The sequence below is a fragment of the Blautia schinkii genome, from assembly GCF_013304825.1.
In the GTDB taxonomy this organism is placed as follows: domain Bacteria; phylum Bacillota; class Clostridia; order Lachnospirales; family Lachnospiraceae; genus Blautia_A; species Blautia_A schinkii_B.
Map to the genome: position 1 here is coordinate 59,663 of NZ_JAAWUO010000018.1, position 15,754 is coordinate 75,416.

Consider the following 15,754-nt stretch of genomic DNA (forward strand, 5'->3'; position numbering starts at 1 on the left):
GGTTCCTATGAAATTAAAGCAAATTTACCGTCTTATATTTCTTTTTATCATGGCTTTTGCTCTCGGCAGTCTTGTGGGAAAAATCTCCTATCATTTTACTTCCCGTTCAGCCGCCAGCCAAAATTCAGAAGAAAACAGCCAGCCTTCTTCTGCATCGCTGTCTGCTCAAAGTGAAAACTGGGGACTTGGTTTCCAGGAGGAGGGAACAAGGCCTTCAGGCAATGCTTCTATTGAAGAGTTGGAGCAATATAATGCCTGGTATGCACAGGATACAGATGAAAAAATCATCTATCTCACTTTTGATGCAGGATATGAGAATGGAAATATGCCTGCAATCCTGGACGCCTTACATAAACACCAGGTGCACGCGACTTTCTTCGTTGTGGGAACACTGATCCGGGAAAAACCTGAACTGATCCGGGAAATTTCAGATGCTGGACACACAGTCGGCAACCATACCATGACCCACCCGGATATGTCCGGCATCTCCACAAAAGAAGCTTTTCAGAAACAGCTGGAAGATGTGGAAGCTCTTTATAAAGATGCAACCGGAAATGAAATGACGAAATTTTACCGTCCACCGCAGGGAATCTACAGCACGGATAATCTCCAGATGGCAAAAGATCTGGGATACAGTACCTTTTTTTGGAGTCTGGCTTATGTTGACTGGTATCAGGATAAACAGCCCTCAAAAGAAGAAGCCTTCCAGAAACTTCTGGGACGGATCCACCCGGGTGCTATTGTACTGCTGCACAGCACTTCTTCCACCAATGCAGAGATCCTGGATGAGCTGCTGACAAAATGGAAAGAAATGGGATATACCTTCGGAACACTGGAAGAGCTTGTGAAGTCTGCCTGAATATAGATATGCAGCTTCCTGCTTCAAATATGAAAAAATCTGTCCGCGGGGACTGTATAAACCATACGTCCCGGGACAGATTTTTCTGTGCTATTGATTTAGAAGGTGTTCTTCTTATTTAATTATCATGAATTACTGAACTGCCTTGAATGCCTCATCAAGATCCTGGATGATATCATCGATATTCTCAGTTCCGATGGAAAGACGGATTGTGTTTGGTTTGATTCCCTGGTCAAGAAGCTCTTCCTCTGTGCACTGGCTGTGTGTTGTAGTAGCCGGATGGATAACAAGAGATTTCACATCAGCGACATTTGCAAGAAGTGAGAACAGCTCAAGGTTATCAATGAAATCCTTAGCTTTCTGTGCATCTCCCTTGATCTCGAATGTAAAGATGGAACCGCCGCCGTTAGGGAAATATTTCTTGTAAAGCTCCTGCTGGCTTGCCTCTGTTGCTACAGACGGATGATGAACCTTCTCTACCTGAGGATGATTATTCAGATACTGTACAACCTTCAGTGCGTTCTCCACATGACGCTCTACACGGAGAGACAGTGTCTCAAGTCCCTGAAGGAAGATGAAAGAGCTTACAGGAGAAATTGTTGCTCCTGTGTCACGGAGAAGGATCGCACGGATCTTTGTAACAAATGCAGCCGGTCCGCAAGCTTTTGTGAAGCTTACGCCATGATAGCTTGGGTTTGGCTCTGTAAGGGACGGGAATTTACCGGATGCCTCCCAGTCGAACTTACCGCCCTCTACGATAACTCCGCCAATTGTTGTTCCATGTCCGCCGATGAATTTTGTTGCAGAATGAACTACGATATCTGCACCGTACTCAATCGGTCTTACAAGGTATGGTGTTGCAAATGTGTTATCTACAACAAGCGGAATTTTATGTTTGTGAGCAATATTCGCAATTGCTTCGATATCTACAACATCAGAATTCGGGTTTCCGAGAGTCTCGATATAAACAGCTTTTGTGTTTTCCTGGATCGCATTCTCTACTTCCTCAAGATTGAAGATATCTACGAATGTTGTTGTTACTCCATATGCAGGAAGCGTATGCTCAAGAAGATTGAAGCTTCCGCCGTAGATATTCTTTGCAGATACGATGTGATCTCCCTGCTGCGCAAGATTCTCTATTGTGTATGTGATAGCTGCGGCACCAGATGCTACTGCAAGTGCTGCGGAGCCACCCTCAAGTGCTGCGATTCTCTTCTCGAATACATCCTCGGTCGGGTTTGTAAGACGTCCGTAAATGTTACCTGCATCTGCAAGTCCGAAACGTGCTGCTGCATGATCGCAGTTGCGGAATACATAGGAAGATGTCTGATAGATCGGTACTGCTCTTGCATCTGTAACCGGATCCGGATTTTCCTGTCCTACGTGAAGCTGTAATGTCTCAAATTTGAATTTTCTCTGATCTCTTGTAATTTTGCTCATGTGTTTGTCCTCTTTTCTTTTATTCTTATATTCGGTAAAATAGTAATTTCTTATCTTATGATCATCTGCTTATCAGCGACAACAACACATTCGCTTTTCTTCGATAAACACCCTTGTTGACTTCTGTAAAACCTTCATGATTTCCTCCTGATCATCACGTTGCTCACCTTGTTTTGTGTGCTCCGTTTTTTGATGATGCAATCATATCACCCTTTTCCTAGTATGTCAATGGGGTTTATCTATTTAGGCTCTCGCCTTTATTTATGACTAGTTATAGATTTTATTTATAACGCCACCACCTACAACCTCATTTCCGTCATACATTACTACTGCCTGGCCTTTTGTGATGGCTCTCTGAGGCTCATCGAATTTCACATGAAGGATACCATCCGGTGTCTGCCATGCAATTGCAGGCTGCTCTTTATGACGGTAGCGGATCTTTGCGGTAACTCTCTTAGGCTCACTTAAATCTGCCACAGAGATCAGATTTACACTGTCAGCTTCCAGTTCACTGCTGAAAAGATCACTGTTATCACCTAATACTACAGTATTGGTTTTCGGAGAGATCTCACAAACATAAAGACGGCTGGCTGCCGGGATTCCAAGACCGCGACGCTGGCCGATAGTGTAATGGATGATTCCCTTATGGCGTCCGATATAGTTTCCCTCTTTATCTACAAAATCACCCTCCGGTGTTTTTTTGCCTGTGTACTTCTCAATAAATTTCGCATAATCGCCATCCGGCACAAAGCAGATATCCTGACTGTCATGTTTTCTGGCATTAATAAAGCCATGCTCTTCGGCAATGACACGAACCTGATCCTTCCGGAGACCTCCAAGAGGAAGCTTTACATGTGCCAGCTGTTCCTGGGTCAACATATAGAGAACGTATGACTGATCCTTAGTGTCGTCCACTGCTTTTTTCAGAAGGTAGCGGTCCCGTTTTTCATCGTACTCCACTCTTGCATAATGTCCGGTTACAATATAATCGTAGCCGATTTCCTGCATACGGTGGAACATTTTATCAAATTTCAGATATCGGTTACAGTCTATACATGGATTAGGTGTGCAGCCGTTTTCGTAGGCCTCCACAAACCGATCCATAACTTCTGTATGGAAATCTGCGGTAAAGTTAAATACATAATAAGGCATATCCATCTGATAGGCTACGCTTCTGGCATCCTCAACATCATCCAGGGAACAGCAGGTCTTTTCCCTGTGGATACCAATATCTTCATTGTTGTAAAGTTTCATGGTAGCACCGATGCACTCGTCACCGGATTCCTTTGTAAGAAGAGCTGCCACGGAGCTGTCCACACCGCCGCTCATTGCTATGATCGCTTTTTTCATTTATATCTTAACCTTTCCTGATGATTGATGATTTCTTAGTTTTACAGCCTGATTCTCTTGCTGCTGCAATTTCGCATTTATTATAATATGGCAGATATTCTTTGTCCATGATTTTTCATCAGTAAAAAGTAACCTGCTCTTTCCCCGGAGTGTTGTTTGGTATATAATAGAACATATTTTTTCAGAAAAGGATGTGAGTATATGAATCTTTCCCTGTTTTCCACACTGCGGGGCTACCGTAAAGAATACCTTCCCAAAGATATCTTTTCCGGCATCATTATCGCCGCAGTTTCCATTCCTATCTCCATGGGATATGCACAGATTTCCGGGATTCCGGCGGTGTATGGACTGTACGGCTCTGTTTTCCCGATCCTGCTTTTTGCACTGTTTTCCACTTCAAGACAGTTTATCTTCGGAGTTGATGCTGCTCCTGCTGCTATTGTAGGCGGTGCACTGTCTACTCTTGGCATTGCCGCAGAGTCTGAAGCTGCCATGGATTATGTTCCTGCTATTGCATTGTTTGCCGGATTATGGCTGTTCATATTCTTCCTGCTCCATGCAGATAAGATTGTGGATTTCATCTCTACACCCGTTATGGGTGGTTTTATCAGTGGCATTGCTGTTACAATCATTCTTATGCAGATTCCCAAGCTCATGGGAAGTCCCGCAGGCTCAGGCGAGCTTCTGGAGCTGGCAAAGCATATCTTTGCTGCCGCAAAAAATATCAGCTGGCTCTCTCTTTTTATGGGACTTGGTGCCCTGATCCTGATCCGGCTGTTTAAAAAGCTTGCGCCAAAATTTCCCATGGCTATTGTAATCATGGCACTGGGGGTTTTCTCCACCGTTGTTTTTCATGTGGATGAAAAAGGTGTGGTACTTCTCCAGTCTGTGGAACGTGGTCTTCCTTCCCTGGTGATCCCGGATTTCGGAAATGTTAATCTGACCCAGGCGGCAGGCCGCGGTCTCATGGTCGCTGTCGTCATTATGGCTGAAACACTTCTTGCAGAAAATACTTTTGCATTCCGTAATGATTACAAGCTGAATGACCGCCAAGAGATCCTGGCATGTGCTGCCGGAAACATAGCTGCTGCTGCAGTCGGATGCTGCCCCGTAAACGGAAGTATTTCCCGTACTTCCCTCAACGAACAGTACGGTGGAAAATCCCAGGCGGTTTCCATCACTGCCGGTATCACCATGGCTGTGATCCTTCTTTTCTTCACCGGTTTTATCGGATATCTCCCGGTTCCTGTGCTTACTGCCATTGTGATCTCTGCGCTGATGGATGTAGTGGAAACTCATCTGGCTGTACGTCTTTTCAAAGTAAGCCGTACAGAATTTTACATCTTCATGGCTGCCGGTTTCAGTGTGCTCTGTCTTGGAACCATTTACGGTGTTATCATTGGTATCCTGCTCTCTTTCGTAGCTGTGATCCTGAAGGCCACCAACCCGCCGCGCTCCTTCCGTGGTATGATCCCGGGAAGAGATGCTTATTTTGATCTGTCCAGAAATCGTTTCGCCTACCCTATTAAAGGCGTTGTGATCTACCGTTTCAGTGAAAACCTGTTTTTTGCAAATATAAAGATTTTTCAGGAAGATATTGAGAACAGCATCCAAAAAGACACCAGGGTGGTGATCGTAGATGCCAGTGCTATCAACAGCATTGATGTTACTGCTGCCGACCGTCTGGAGGCTATCTCCGCAAGCCTGAAGAAACGTGGGATCCGTTTTTACCTCACAGAGCATTCCACCCAGATCAATGACCAGCTGCGTCAGTTCGGGATCGGTCATATGATCAAGGACGGTATGGTTCGCCGTACCATTCTTGCTGCTCTGCATGACGCAGGGATCGAATCCCCTTATGAACTGGATGTTCCAAAGGAAGACGAAGCAAAGCTTCTGCGCCGCAGTATCGCTTTTCTTCCGGCAGAAGAAGAAAATACCCTGGAAGAGTTTGCCTGGGCCTTTGGTGACGATGCAGTAAAAGAGATCGAAGAATCTGTCCATCACATTATTGAACAGTTGCACCAAATCCCGGATATCGAACGTCTCTCCGAAGAAGGTCTGGAAGAGCTTCTGGATAACTGGCACGGCCTTGGTGTTCTGGATGAGGATGAACTGCTTCGAAGAATTGAATTACATATGGATGAGCTGCCTGAAGAATTAACTTCCGACCGGAAACTGATCCTTCAGCTTCTGGAAAAGCGCCGTGGCAAGCTGAAAGAAAAAATCCTTGCCGAGCATCCTGAAGTTCTGGAACGGTTGGAACAACGCCGGAAAAAGCTGGAAGAACGGCTGGAAAAGCAGAATCCGAAAGCTGTTCAGAAATGGAAACACTGGAAGGAAAATCATCTCAAAGACTGATTTCCTGCATATTCCTGACAGATATTGATAAAATCCTGCATCACAGCAGAAGACCTGCGATCCTTTTTCCAGGCAAGAAGGATCCTGGTCTTCAGCTTCTCTTCTTCAATGATCCGGATCGGAAGGTCTGTACAGAGATCTTCCATGGATCTTGGAAAAACGGCGGTTGCAAGACCTTCCTGCACCCAGAGCATGGCGTCTCTGGGATCATCGCAGACACAGAAAATATCCGGCTGGAGATTTTTTTCTCCAAAAGCTTTCATCAGAAATTCTTCGTACCGCCGGTAAATAATGAGAGGGCATCCGGTCAGCTCCTTAAGGCTGATGCCCTCTTTTTTTGTCTCATTTTCGGGAATCTCCGGAGGAAGAACCGCGATCATGGGTTCCTCAACCAGCTCCAGATAATTTAAACCATCCAGCTTGATAGGTGTCCGTACTACCGAAACATCAATGATCCCATCCATCAGATAATTCAGAAGCGTAAAGGTGATGGCATCCCTTACCTCAAAGTTTACATCGGAGTTTTCCCTTGAAAATCTGGAAATATAAGGCATAATGGTGGTCACTGTGGTTGGCGTGATCCCGATACGTAAAACCTGTTTTTTCCCTGCCTTGGATACTTCCAGCTCTGTAGAACGGACATAGCTCAAAATGTTCTCTGTCCTGTCATAAAGAAGCTTGCCTGCTTCCGTCAATGTCACTCCTGCCCTGGTCCGCTCAAAAAGCTTCACATTCAGTTCCGCTTCCAGCTGCTTGATCTGATAACTCAGCGGCGGCTGCGACATATTCAGTCTCCTTGCAGCTTCATTAATGCTTCCTGTTGCTGCAATCTCGTGAAAATATTCCAGCTGTCTGATTTCCATATATAAATCCTTCTTTCTTTATCCGGTATATAACACAGGCAAAATCCATCTGCTGCTTATTGCTTTTCGCCGTCCCACAGAGGACTTCCTTAATTCGGTTAAAAAATGATATATCTGCAATACTTTGTAAATACTATAAATATCTTTCCCCGCAATTATCCGAAAAACCATACTTCTATCATCCCACAGATTTCCATCCACGGCAATAGCAAAATTATATTACCATACATTAAAAACAATATTATACGTATTATCGCCATAGGAGTATAATAACAGAGGTTTAAGAAAAATAAGGAAACGGAGGAAGAAAAAGAAATGCGAACACTCGCAAAATATCTTCGAGATTACAAAAAAGAAAGCATTCTGGCTCCTTTTTTCAAGTTTCTGGAAGTTGTATTTGACCTGCTTGTGCCTATCGTTATCGCCCAGATCATTGATGTGGGAATCGCCTGTAATGATCACGGCTATATCGTGCAGAGATTTTTTATTCTGATACTGATGGCTGCCGCAGGACTTGCAGTCAGCATTACTGCACAGTTTTTTGCAGCAAAAGCCAGCGTAGGTTTTGCTGCAAAAGTACGTCAGGCTGTATTTGACCATATCCAGAAGCTTTCCTACACAGAGCTGGATACCCTTGGAACGGACACACTGATCACCCGTCTTACCGATGATGTGAATCAGGTACAGAACGGTGTGAATATGGGACTTCGTCTTCTACTTCGAAGCCCGTTTATCGTTCTTGGATCCATGGTCATGGCCTTTACTATCAATGTACGTTGTGCACTGATCTTTGTTGTGGCCATCCCGGTACTGTTCCTCGTTGTCTTTGTGATCATGTTTTTAAGTATCCCGCTATTCAAAAAAGTGCAGGGCCGCCTGGATACCGTAACACGACTTACCAGGGAGAATCTTACCGGTGTCCGTGTCATCCGAGCATTCTGCCGTGAGGAAGACGCAGTTTCAGAATTTGACCAGAGCAATCTTGCACTTACAAAACTTAATGAGTTCGTCGGAAAGATCTCCGCGCTGTTAAATCCGGCTACCTATGTGCTGATCAACATCGCAACTGTTATTCTGATTCAGACTGCGGGTATTCAGGTTAATCTCGGAAACATGCAACAAGGTGAAGTTGTTGCTCTTTACAACTACATGGCACAGATGATCGTAGAGCTGATCAAGCTTGCTTCCCTTATCATCACTCTGAACAAATCCATGGCCTGTGCAGACCGTGTTGCCGGAATCCTGAAAGTAAATTCTACCATGAATTATCCGGAAAATACTTCTGCTGTATCCAAGGTTCAGGATAACTGTGCTGTTGCATTTGATCATGTGACCTTCTCCTACAAAGAAACCGGCGCACCCAGTCTTTCTGATATCACTTTTTCAGCAAAAAAAGGCTCTACTATCGGAATCATCGGTGGTACCGGAAGCGGTAAATCTACCCTTGTGGATCTGATCGCACGTTTTTATGATGCAAATGAAGGGACTGTCACTCTTGACGGCCAGAACGTTAAGGACTACTCCCGGAAGGAGCTCCGTGAAAAAATCGGCGTTGTTCCTCAGAAGGCAGCTCTTTTCCAGGGAACCATTCGCGATAACTTAAGCTGGGGTCGTGAGGATGCCACAGATGCGGAAATGTGGGAAGCTCTTACAACAGCACAGGCCCGTGAGATTGTGGAGAAAAAAGACGGCCAGCTTAATTTCCGTCTGGAACAAAACGGCCGGAACCTTTCCGGTGGCCAGCGCCAGAGACTTACCATTGCCCGCGCCCTTGTGAAAAAACCAGAGATCCTGATCCTGGATGACAGTGCCAGTGCTCTTGACTTTGCCACAGATGCGGCACTTCGGAAATCTCTCCACCAGCTCGGCGGAAACACTACCACCTTCCTGGTTTCCCAGAGAGCAGCAAGTATCCGTCAGGCCGATCTGATTCTGGTACTGGACGATGGCCAGCTTGCAGGAAAAGGTACCCATCAGGAGCTGGTAAATTCCTGTGAAACTTACCGTGAGATCTTTTTCTCACAGTTTCCGGAAGAACGGATCAAATATGAAAAAACTACCGGAAAGGAGGTTCTTGCATGAGCAAAAAAGACATTACCTCAAAAAATAGCATGGCAACCTTCTTAAAGGTGCTCCGCTTTATTGGAAAATACCGTTTTCTTCTTGTATTAAGCATTATCCTTGCAGCTGTCACTGTAATTCTGCAGCTGTATGTACCTGTACTTTTCGGCTATGCCATTGATGAGGTTGCAGCTACCCATGAAGTAAACTTTTCAAGGATGTGGTTCTATCTTTCCAGAATTCTTGTGATGATCGTACTTTCCGGTGCTGCCACCTGGGTAATGAGTATTATCAACAACCGCATGACTTACCGCACAGTGCAGGATATCCGTGCAAAATCTATCCGCCATATCCAGAAGCTTCCTCTGTCCTACCTGGACGGACACAGCACCGGCGATATCATCAGCCGAGTCATCGCAGATACAGATATTCTTTCCGATGGTATGCTCCTTGGATTTACACAGCTGTTTTCCGGTGTCATCACCATCATCGGAACCCTGATCTTCATGTTTTCCAAAAATGTCTGGATCACACTGATGGTCATTGTCCTGACACCTGTAAGCTTTTTTGTGGCAAAATTCATCTCCTCCCATTCATTCCAGATGTTCCGTGCACAGAGTGATGCCCGTGGACGTCAGACCGCACTGATCGAGGAAATGATCGGAAATCAGAAAGTGGTTCAGGCCTTTGGTTACGAAAATCGTTCTTCCGAACGTTTTGCTGCGATCAACGAAGAACTCCGTGATTCCAGCCAGAAGGCTGTTTTTTACAGCAGTCTAACCAACCCGTCCACACGATGTGTCAACAATATCATCTATGCAGGTGTAGCTCTTGCAGGTGCTTTTCTGATCCCCGGCGGACATCTTACTGTTGGCGGTCTCTCCGTACTTCTTGCCTATGCAAATCAGTACATGAAGCCATTTAATGACATCAGTTCCGTTATCACAGAGCTTCAGAATGCTCTGGCCTGTGCAACCAGAATTTTTGATCTTCTGGAGGAGCAGCCGGAAAGCACGGATCCTGCCGGAACTCTTAATGATGTAAAAGGTGCTGTGGATATCCGGAATGTTTCCTTCCGCTATGAGGAGGACAAACCTCTGATCGAAAACTTCAATCTGCACACAGAACCAGGCAGACGAATTGCCATTGTAGGTCCTACCGGCTGCGGTAAAACAACATTTATCAATCTTCTGATGCGATTCTACGATGTGAACGGCGGAAGCATTTCCGTAGATGGAAAACCCATCACAGAAGTTTCCAGACATGCCATTCGAAGCAGCTATGGTATGGTGCTTCAGGATACCTGGATTAAGCAGGGAACAGTCCGTGATAACATCTGCATCGGAAAACCGAACGCTTCTGATGAGGAAGTGATCAAGGCTTCCAAAATGTCTCACAGCTGGGAATTTATCCGCCGTCTTCCAAAAGGATTGGATACGGTTCTTTATGAGGACAGCTTAAGCCAGGGTCAGAAACAGCTTCTCTGTATCACACGTGTTATGCTGTGCCTGCCTCCGATGCTGATCCTTGATGAGGCAACTTCAAGTATTGATACACGAACTGAAATGCTGATCCAGGAAGCCTTCGACCGGATGATGCAAGGCAGAACAAGCTTTATCGTAGCACACCGTCTGTCTACCATCCGCAATGCTGATGAGATCATTGTCATGAAAGACGGTAGCATTATCGAACAAGGCAGCCATGACGAACTGATGGCTAGGGGTGGATTCTACAATGATCTGTATAACAGCCAGTTTGTGAGGGTCGCTGAGTAATATAAACTGACTTTAAAATTCTCCGGAAAACAGGTTCCCTGTACCGGAGAATTTTTTATGTCTTAAAAAATTACTTTGTAATATCCAGAATAATGTCCATTTCTTTTTTGAGTCAAGCGAATAAAATCATCCGCATTCATTACTTGCTCAGTTTCAATTTTTCTTGTATTTTGTCCGGAGAAGCCACTTCTGATCGATCACTTTCAGTTCTTTTCCAAACCGGATATGAAGTCTTACAGAACCCGGAAGCTGCTCTACATGCTCAATATTCCCGGTTCCGAATTTTGGATGGCTGACATCCTCTCCTATCTCATAGCGCACAATGCTGTTCTGTGTGTTCCTGTGCTGCTGCTCTCTCCGATATGTATCTCGCACTGTTACCGTCCGGTCATGGATCGGGCTTCTAAGTTTTTTCTCGTAATCGTGTTTCATCAGAGCTTCCCCGGCCTTATAATATGGCGTTGGTGCAGCACCGGTCAGGGAACAACAGTATTTCCATGCGCTTCCATGAGTTCCGTGCTGCCATCGGTATTCTGTGGGAATGTGAAAATTATGCTGCATGTAATGAGCATATTCATGTTTGTAAAGATCCATCCTGTCCTCTTTTTTCAACGGATTTTTTACCGCATAGCCGATAAACAACAGGGAAAAATGAAAATGCTCTTTTTCGTGGTAACTGCCCCTTGTATACGATCCAAGAAGATCCGGCTCCATGCCAAACGTTATAGGAATCTTCGCTCCGTTAAGATGAAATTTTTTATCAAATTCCGTATAAAGGCTGCGGATCTGGGCTGTAAGTATTGGTATTTCTTTCTGCAGGGCCTGTGCAAGTGTCTGATCGATCATTGTGTCTGCAACTCCTTTATTCTGCTGATTCAGTATGGCTGCTGCTTTTACAGAACAGACAGCACATCCGGGAACATTTCCACACAACGTTTCAGGATTCCCTGCATGTAGGCAATGGCAATTCCGTAATTGGTGATGGGAATCTCCTGGTCCAGTGCGCATTTCTGACGGTAACGCATTTCCCTCTCATTAAGCATACATCCGCCACAATGCACGATCAGACTGTACTTCGTCACATCCTCCGGGAAATCTCTTCCGGAGGAATACTCAAATTCCAGATCCTTCCCCGTATAATTACGGATCCATCGTGGAAGCTTGACTGTTCCGATATCATCACACTGCCTGTGGTGGGTACATCCCTCTGAGATCAGAATCTTATCTCCGTCTTTCAGCCGGTCGATTGCTGCTGCACCGGCTGCTGCAGCTTTTAAATTCCCCTTAAATCGGGCGAACAGAATAGAAAAAGACGTAAGCCAGATATCTTCCGGTGTTTCCTTACTGACTTTGGCAAAAACCTGGCTGTCTGTGATCACAAGCTTAGGTTTTTTACCCAGGTTTTCCAGGGCATTGGAAAGCTCATCCTCTTTGATCACGATCGCTGCTGCTCCGGCTTCCAGCACATCTCGGATCGTCTGCTGCTGCGGAAGGATCAGACGCCCTTTTGGTGCAGCTTTATCTATGGGAACTACAAGAATCACAAAATCTGATGGTTCAAGGAGATCCCCTACCAGACGCAGTTTCAGTTCATCCGTTACTGCCAGAGAAGCAATCCTCTCTTTCAGCTCGTAGATATTCTGACCGGTAACGGCGCTGGCATAAATAGATTGCTCTGCGTTCTGGTTTAATTTATTTTCTGAAGAAAGCCGGTTCCCGTCTTTCGTTTTCAGCAGATCTGCCTTGTTATAAACAACCAGATACGGAATCTCCTTCTCTTTAAAAATACGGATCAATTCTTCATCCACACTGGTTTTTCCCACAGTGGCATCTACTACAAGAACTGCTACATCCACTCTGTTCAGCACCTGATTCGCCTTGCGGACGCGAAGCTCTCCAAGATGGCCTTCATCATCAATACCTGGTGTATCTATGATCACCACCGGGCCCAAGGGAAGCAGTTCCATGGCCTTACTTACCGGATCCGTAGTAGTTCCCTTTACATCTGATACCACTGCCAGCTCCTGGCCTGTCACCTTATTTACAATACTGGATTTTCCTGCATTTCTTTTGCCAAAAAAACCGATATGTACACGGTCTGCTGACGGCGTTTCATTCATTCCCATAATTCTTCCTCTTTTCTTTCAGCATCAGACAGGTCCTCATCCATTCCTGTTCCCATCAACCTGCTTCTTTTTGATTTGTAAAAAACCGGACAGTCCTTCCACTCTTATCAACTCTTTAACTTTATCAGAAAAACAGATCCTTATATCCTTTCTACAAAGCTTACACAATTTCTGAGTAGTCAATTTTTCTGTCCTTAAATATTATTTCCTTTATTGTATCATGAACAAAACATAAACAAAACTTTTTATTTTGTTATTTATGTGCTATTTTTATATGCAGAAACACCGATACTCATTTTTTACAGAAAGGATTTCGGATATGAAACCATCATCTTCATTTAAGCCACAGGCTGTTTTCAGCGATATCGACGGCACTTTACTAACCTCAGAACATGTTATATCTCCGCTGACCAGCTCCGCCATTCATACTTTGACAGATCAGGGTGTTCTGTTTACTATTTCGTCAGCACGAAGCCCCTCCGGCATCCGTCCTATTATAGAAAAAAATAATTTTCATTGTTGCACCATTGCATTCAGTGGTGCACTGATCCTGGATGAAGATCAAAATATCCTTTATGAAAAAGGAATAACTATTTCTGATGCTTCCAAAATCATTGATGTGATCGAAAAAAAATGCCCTCACGTGACCTGGAATGTTTTTACCGCAGAAGACTGGATCGTAAAAGACCGGACAGATCCTCATGTGATCCATGAAGAAACGGTTGTGGAAACTATCTCCATGGAGGGATCACTTCATTCTCTCTCAGATACAGTTATGATAGATAAAATCCTGTGTATGTGCGATCCTGAATATATGTCATCGTCAGAAACACTTCTCCGCAAATATTTTCCGAAATTATCTATTGCAAGATCTTCCGATTCTCTTCTTGAGATCATGGCTGGCGGCATAAACAAAGCAGAAGCTGTAAAATATCTCTGCGATCTTCGAAAAATTCCTCTTTCCAGTACTATTGCATTCGGAGATAATTATAATGATCTGGAAATGTTGGAGGCAGTAGGATATGGAGTTTTGATGGGAAATGCACCTTCTGAGCTGCAAAAACATTTCTCTTTTGTAACAAAGAGTAATGATCAGGACGGTATTTTTCAGGCTTTTAAAGAACTGGGAGTTCTGAATTAAAGAATATTTATAACAAATGGAAAGTCTCTTCCAGAAGATAATTTTTCATCTGTACCTGTGAAAGAGACTTTCTATATTTCAGCAGATAATATTTATTTCAATGCCGTTCCGGCTTTAAAAGCATCACCGACTTTTTCGCCAAGACGGATATAAGCATTGTTAAACGGATCAAAAGTGATCGGTGCTGCTTTTGAGACATCCACATTTCCATTTTCATCCAGAACGCTCTCATCCACGCTAACATTTACGATCTCACCAATCAGCCGGCAGGTTTCTTTGTCGTAGCTTTTCAGCTTACATTCCACACAGATCGGAAGCTCTTTGATAATAGGTGCATCTACTTTATCAGATTTTTCTGCTGTAAATCCGGCTTTTTCAAATTTATCCGGCTCTTTGTTTCCGGAAACAATTCCTACATAATCGCAGGCGGTCATATGCTCCACGTCTGCCATGCTCACTGTAAAAGCACCTTTTTTCAGAATGTTTTCAGTTGTTTTGTGATTTTCACTGACACAGATGGAAATTTCCTTATCATCGCTGATTCCTCCCCAGGCTGCATTCATAACATCCGGTTTTCCATCCTCGCCATATGTGGCGATCATTAATACCGGCTGTGGATAAGTATAAGGCTTTGCTCCGAAATCTTTTCTCATGATCTTTCACTCCTTTATTGTATTATTGTTACTTTTTATAAATTGACGTACAAGCTGCAGACCTCCCAACGGAACACAGAATTTATCTCTGTGCTGACTGCATTGCTGATACGTTTCTTCCAAATCAAACCACTGTACCTCTTCTACTTCTTCCTTTTGAAGTGTAAGATGATCGATCTCTACCGGATGGTCATAGATATAAACAAAAGCAATTTCTTCATCCCGAAATAATTTTCCATGAAATTCTCTGGCAAAAGATATGGGGAATTTTCCTGCAAACTGCAAATCAGCTGGTTCTGCATGGATTCCCAGTTCTTCTTCCAGTTCCCGCAATGCTGATTCCATTGGCTCATCACCTGCCTGTATATGACCTGCAGATGAAGTATCAAATTTTCCAGGAAAGGAGTCCTTATTTCTGGATCTTTTTTGAAGAAGAATCTCTGTTTTTTCATTTCCTCGGCGGATGATCCAGATATGAGCAGTACGATGAGGGATTCCTTCTGCGTGAGCAATACTCCTTTCTATAGTTTGTCCGGTGGGATCACCGTTTTCATCTATGATATCAAATAATTCCATTTTTCTGCTTCTTTCTCATATTTTATTCTTTCTTAACCAAATCAATCTCATTCTAGCATGATTTCGAAACAGTTTCCAGCCTGTAAAAAATGCCTGTAAACAGCTCCTTGTTTACAGACACAAAAAAACTCCCCCTGTTGGACTCGAACCAACGACACTGCGGTTAACAGCCGCATGCTCTACCGACTGAGCTAAGGAGGAATACTTAAATATTTAATTTAAGGCTTGTACCTTAAAAACTACATACATGCTTGTTGATGGTTAATCATTTTGTTGAATCAATTTTAACCTGCGTACCGATTCACCTTTTTTCACGGGCTCGCAGCTAAAGCTGCATCGCCTGTTCTTTAGGCTACTCCAGCGGTGGTCATCTCGCAACTTCGTTGCTCGATGTCATTTGCTTCGCAAATGTTCAGTCTGTACCATAAATGGTTCTCCACAAGCAAGCTTGTTCTGCCCCATTTCTGTTACATCCTGCCCGCTTCCTCGGCTTTTTGGTCAAGCCCTCACCCGATTAGTAACAGTCAGCTCCATGTGTTACCACACTTC

The 15,754-nt window shown here is 44.2% G+C and carries 12 protein-coding genes and 1 tRNA gene; 5 read left to right on the forward strand and 8 right to left on the reverse strand.

Annotated features, from left to right (window positions below):
- Positions 1-7: 7 nt before the first annotated feature.
- Positions 8-859, forward strand: coding sequence for a polysaccharide deacetylase family protein (locus HFM85_RS13515; protein WP_173738753.1), 852 nt, complete (start codon positions 8-10; stop codon positions 857-859).
- A gap of 132 nt (positions 860-991) precedes the next feature.
- On the opposite strand, the gene HFM85_RS13520 is transcribed toward HFM85_RS13515, so the two are convergent.
- Together HFM85_RS13520 and mnmA are read right to left on the reverse strand one after the other, a co-directional pair.
- On the reverse strand, positions 992-2,299 hold the full coding sequence (locus HFM85_RS13520; RefSeq protein WP_119240620.1) for an O-acetylhomoserine aminocarboxypropyltransferase/cysteine synthase family protein: 1,308 nt from the start codon (positions 2,297-2,299) through the stop codon (positions 992-994).
- Between the two features lie 267 nt (positions 2,300-2,566).
- Positions 2,567-3,649 carry a tRNA 2-thiouridine(34) synthase MnmA gene (gene mnmA / locus HFM85_RS13525; RefSeq protein ID WP_119240619.1) on the reverse strand — a complete coding sequence of 361 codons (1,083 nt, stop codon included), beginning with the start codon at positions 3,647-3,649 and terminating at the stop codon, positions 2,567-2,569.
- Positions 3,650-3,850: 201 nt separating this feature from the next.
- On the opposite strand from mnmA, the gene HFM85_RS13530 reads away from it, so the two are divergent.
- Entirely contained in the window at positions 3,851-6,010 is a 2,160-nt protein-coding gene (locus HFM85_RS13530) for a SulP family inorganic anion transporter (RefSeq protein WP_173738754.1), read from the forward strand.
- Here the strand turns inward: HFM85_RS13530 and HFM85_RS13535 are convergent.
- Positions 5,995-6,873 (reverse strand): LysR family transcriptional regulator, encoded by an 879-nt coding sequence (locus tag HFM85_RS13535; RefSeq protein ID WP_173738755.1) that lies wholly within the window; start codon positions 6,871-6,873, stop codon positions 5,995-5,997. The two genes, HFM85_RS13530 and HFM85_RS13535, sit on opposite strands and share 16 nt — an antisense overlap.
- Positions 6,874-7,188: 315 nt before the next feature.
- On the opposite strand from HFM85_RS13535, the gene HFM85_RS13540 reads away from it, so the two are divergent.
- Complete coding sequence (locus HFM85_RS13540) at positions 7,189-8,955, forward strand: ABC transporter ATP-binding protein (RefSeq protein ID WP_119240617.1); 1,767 nt, start codon at positions 7,189-7,191, stop codon at positions 8,953-8,955.
- Complete coding sequence (locus HFM85_RS13545) at positions 8,952-10,709, forward strand: ABC transporter ATP-binding protein (RefSeq protein ID WP_173738756.1); 1,758 nt, start codon at positions 8,952-8,954, stop codon at positions 10,707-10,709. Before HFM85_RS13540 ends, HFM85_RS13545 begins: the two co-directional genes overlap by 4 nt.
- 153 nt (positions 10,710-10,862) lie before the next feature.
- Here HFM85_RS13545 and HFM85_RS13550 read toward each other — a convergent pair whose 3' ends face one another.
- Both HFM85_RS13550 and hydF read right to left on the reverse strand, forming a co-directional pair.
- Positions 10,863-11,555 (reverse strand): hypothetical protein, encoded by a 693-nt coding sequence (locus HFM85_RS13550; RefSeq protein ID WP_173738757.1) that lies wholly within the window; start codon positions 11,553-11,555, stop codon positions 10,863-10,865.
- 47 nt (positions 11,556-11,602) lie between these two features.
- Positions 11,603-12,835 carry a [FeFe] hydrogenase H-cluster maturation GTPase HydF gene (gene hydF, locus HFM85_RS13555; RefSeq protein ID WP_173738758.1) on the reverse strand — a complete coding sequence of 411 codons (1,233 nt, stop codon included), beginning with the start codon at positions 12,833-12,835 and terminating at the stop codon, positions 11,603-11,605.
- Between the two features lie 319 nt (positions 12,836-13,154).
- Here hydF and HFM85_RS13560 point away from each other — a divergent pair, with 319 nt between their 5' ends.
- The gene (locus tag HFM85_RS13560; protein WP_173738759.1) at positions 13,155-13,976 is read left to right on the forward strand and encodes a Cof-type HAD-IIB family hydrolase; all 822 of its coding nucleotides are present in this window, start codon (positions 13,155-13,157) and stop codon (positions 13,974-13,976) included.
- 92 nt (positions 13,977-14,068) lie between these two features.
- Here HFM85_RS13560 and HFM85_RS13565 read toward each other — a convergent pair whose 3' ends face one another.
- From HFM85_RS13565 to HFM85_RS13575, 3 genes are all read right to left on the reverse strand, one after another.
- Positions 14,069-14,629 carry a flavin reductase family protein gene (locus HFM85_RS13565; protein ID WP_119240613.1) on the reverse strand — a complete coding sequence of 187 codons (561 nt, stop codon included), beginning with the start codon at positions 14,627-14,629 and terminating at the stop codon, positions 14,069-14,071.
- Between the two features lie 6 nt (positions 14,630-14,635).
- Entirely contained in the window at positions 14,636-15,205 is a 570-nt protein-coding gene (locus HFM85_RS13570; protein WP_119240612.1) for an NUDIX hydrolase, read from the reverse strand.
- 128 nt (positions 15,206-15,333) lie between these two features.
- Positions 15,334-15,406: transfer RNA gene (locus tag HFM85_RS13575), tRNA-Asn, on the reverse strand.
- Between the last annotated feature and the right edge of the window lie 348 nt (positions 15,407-15,754).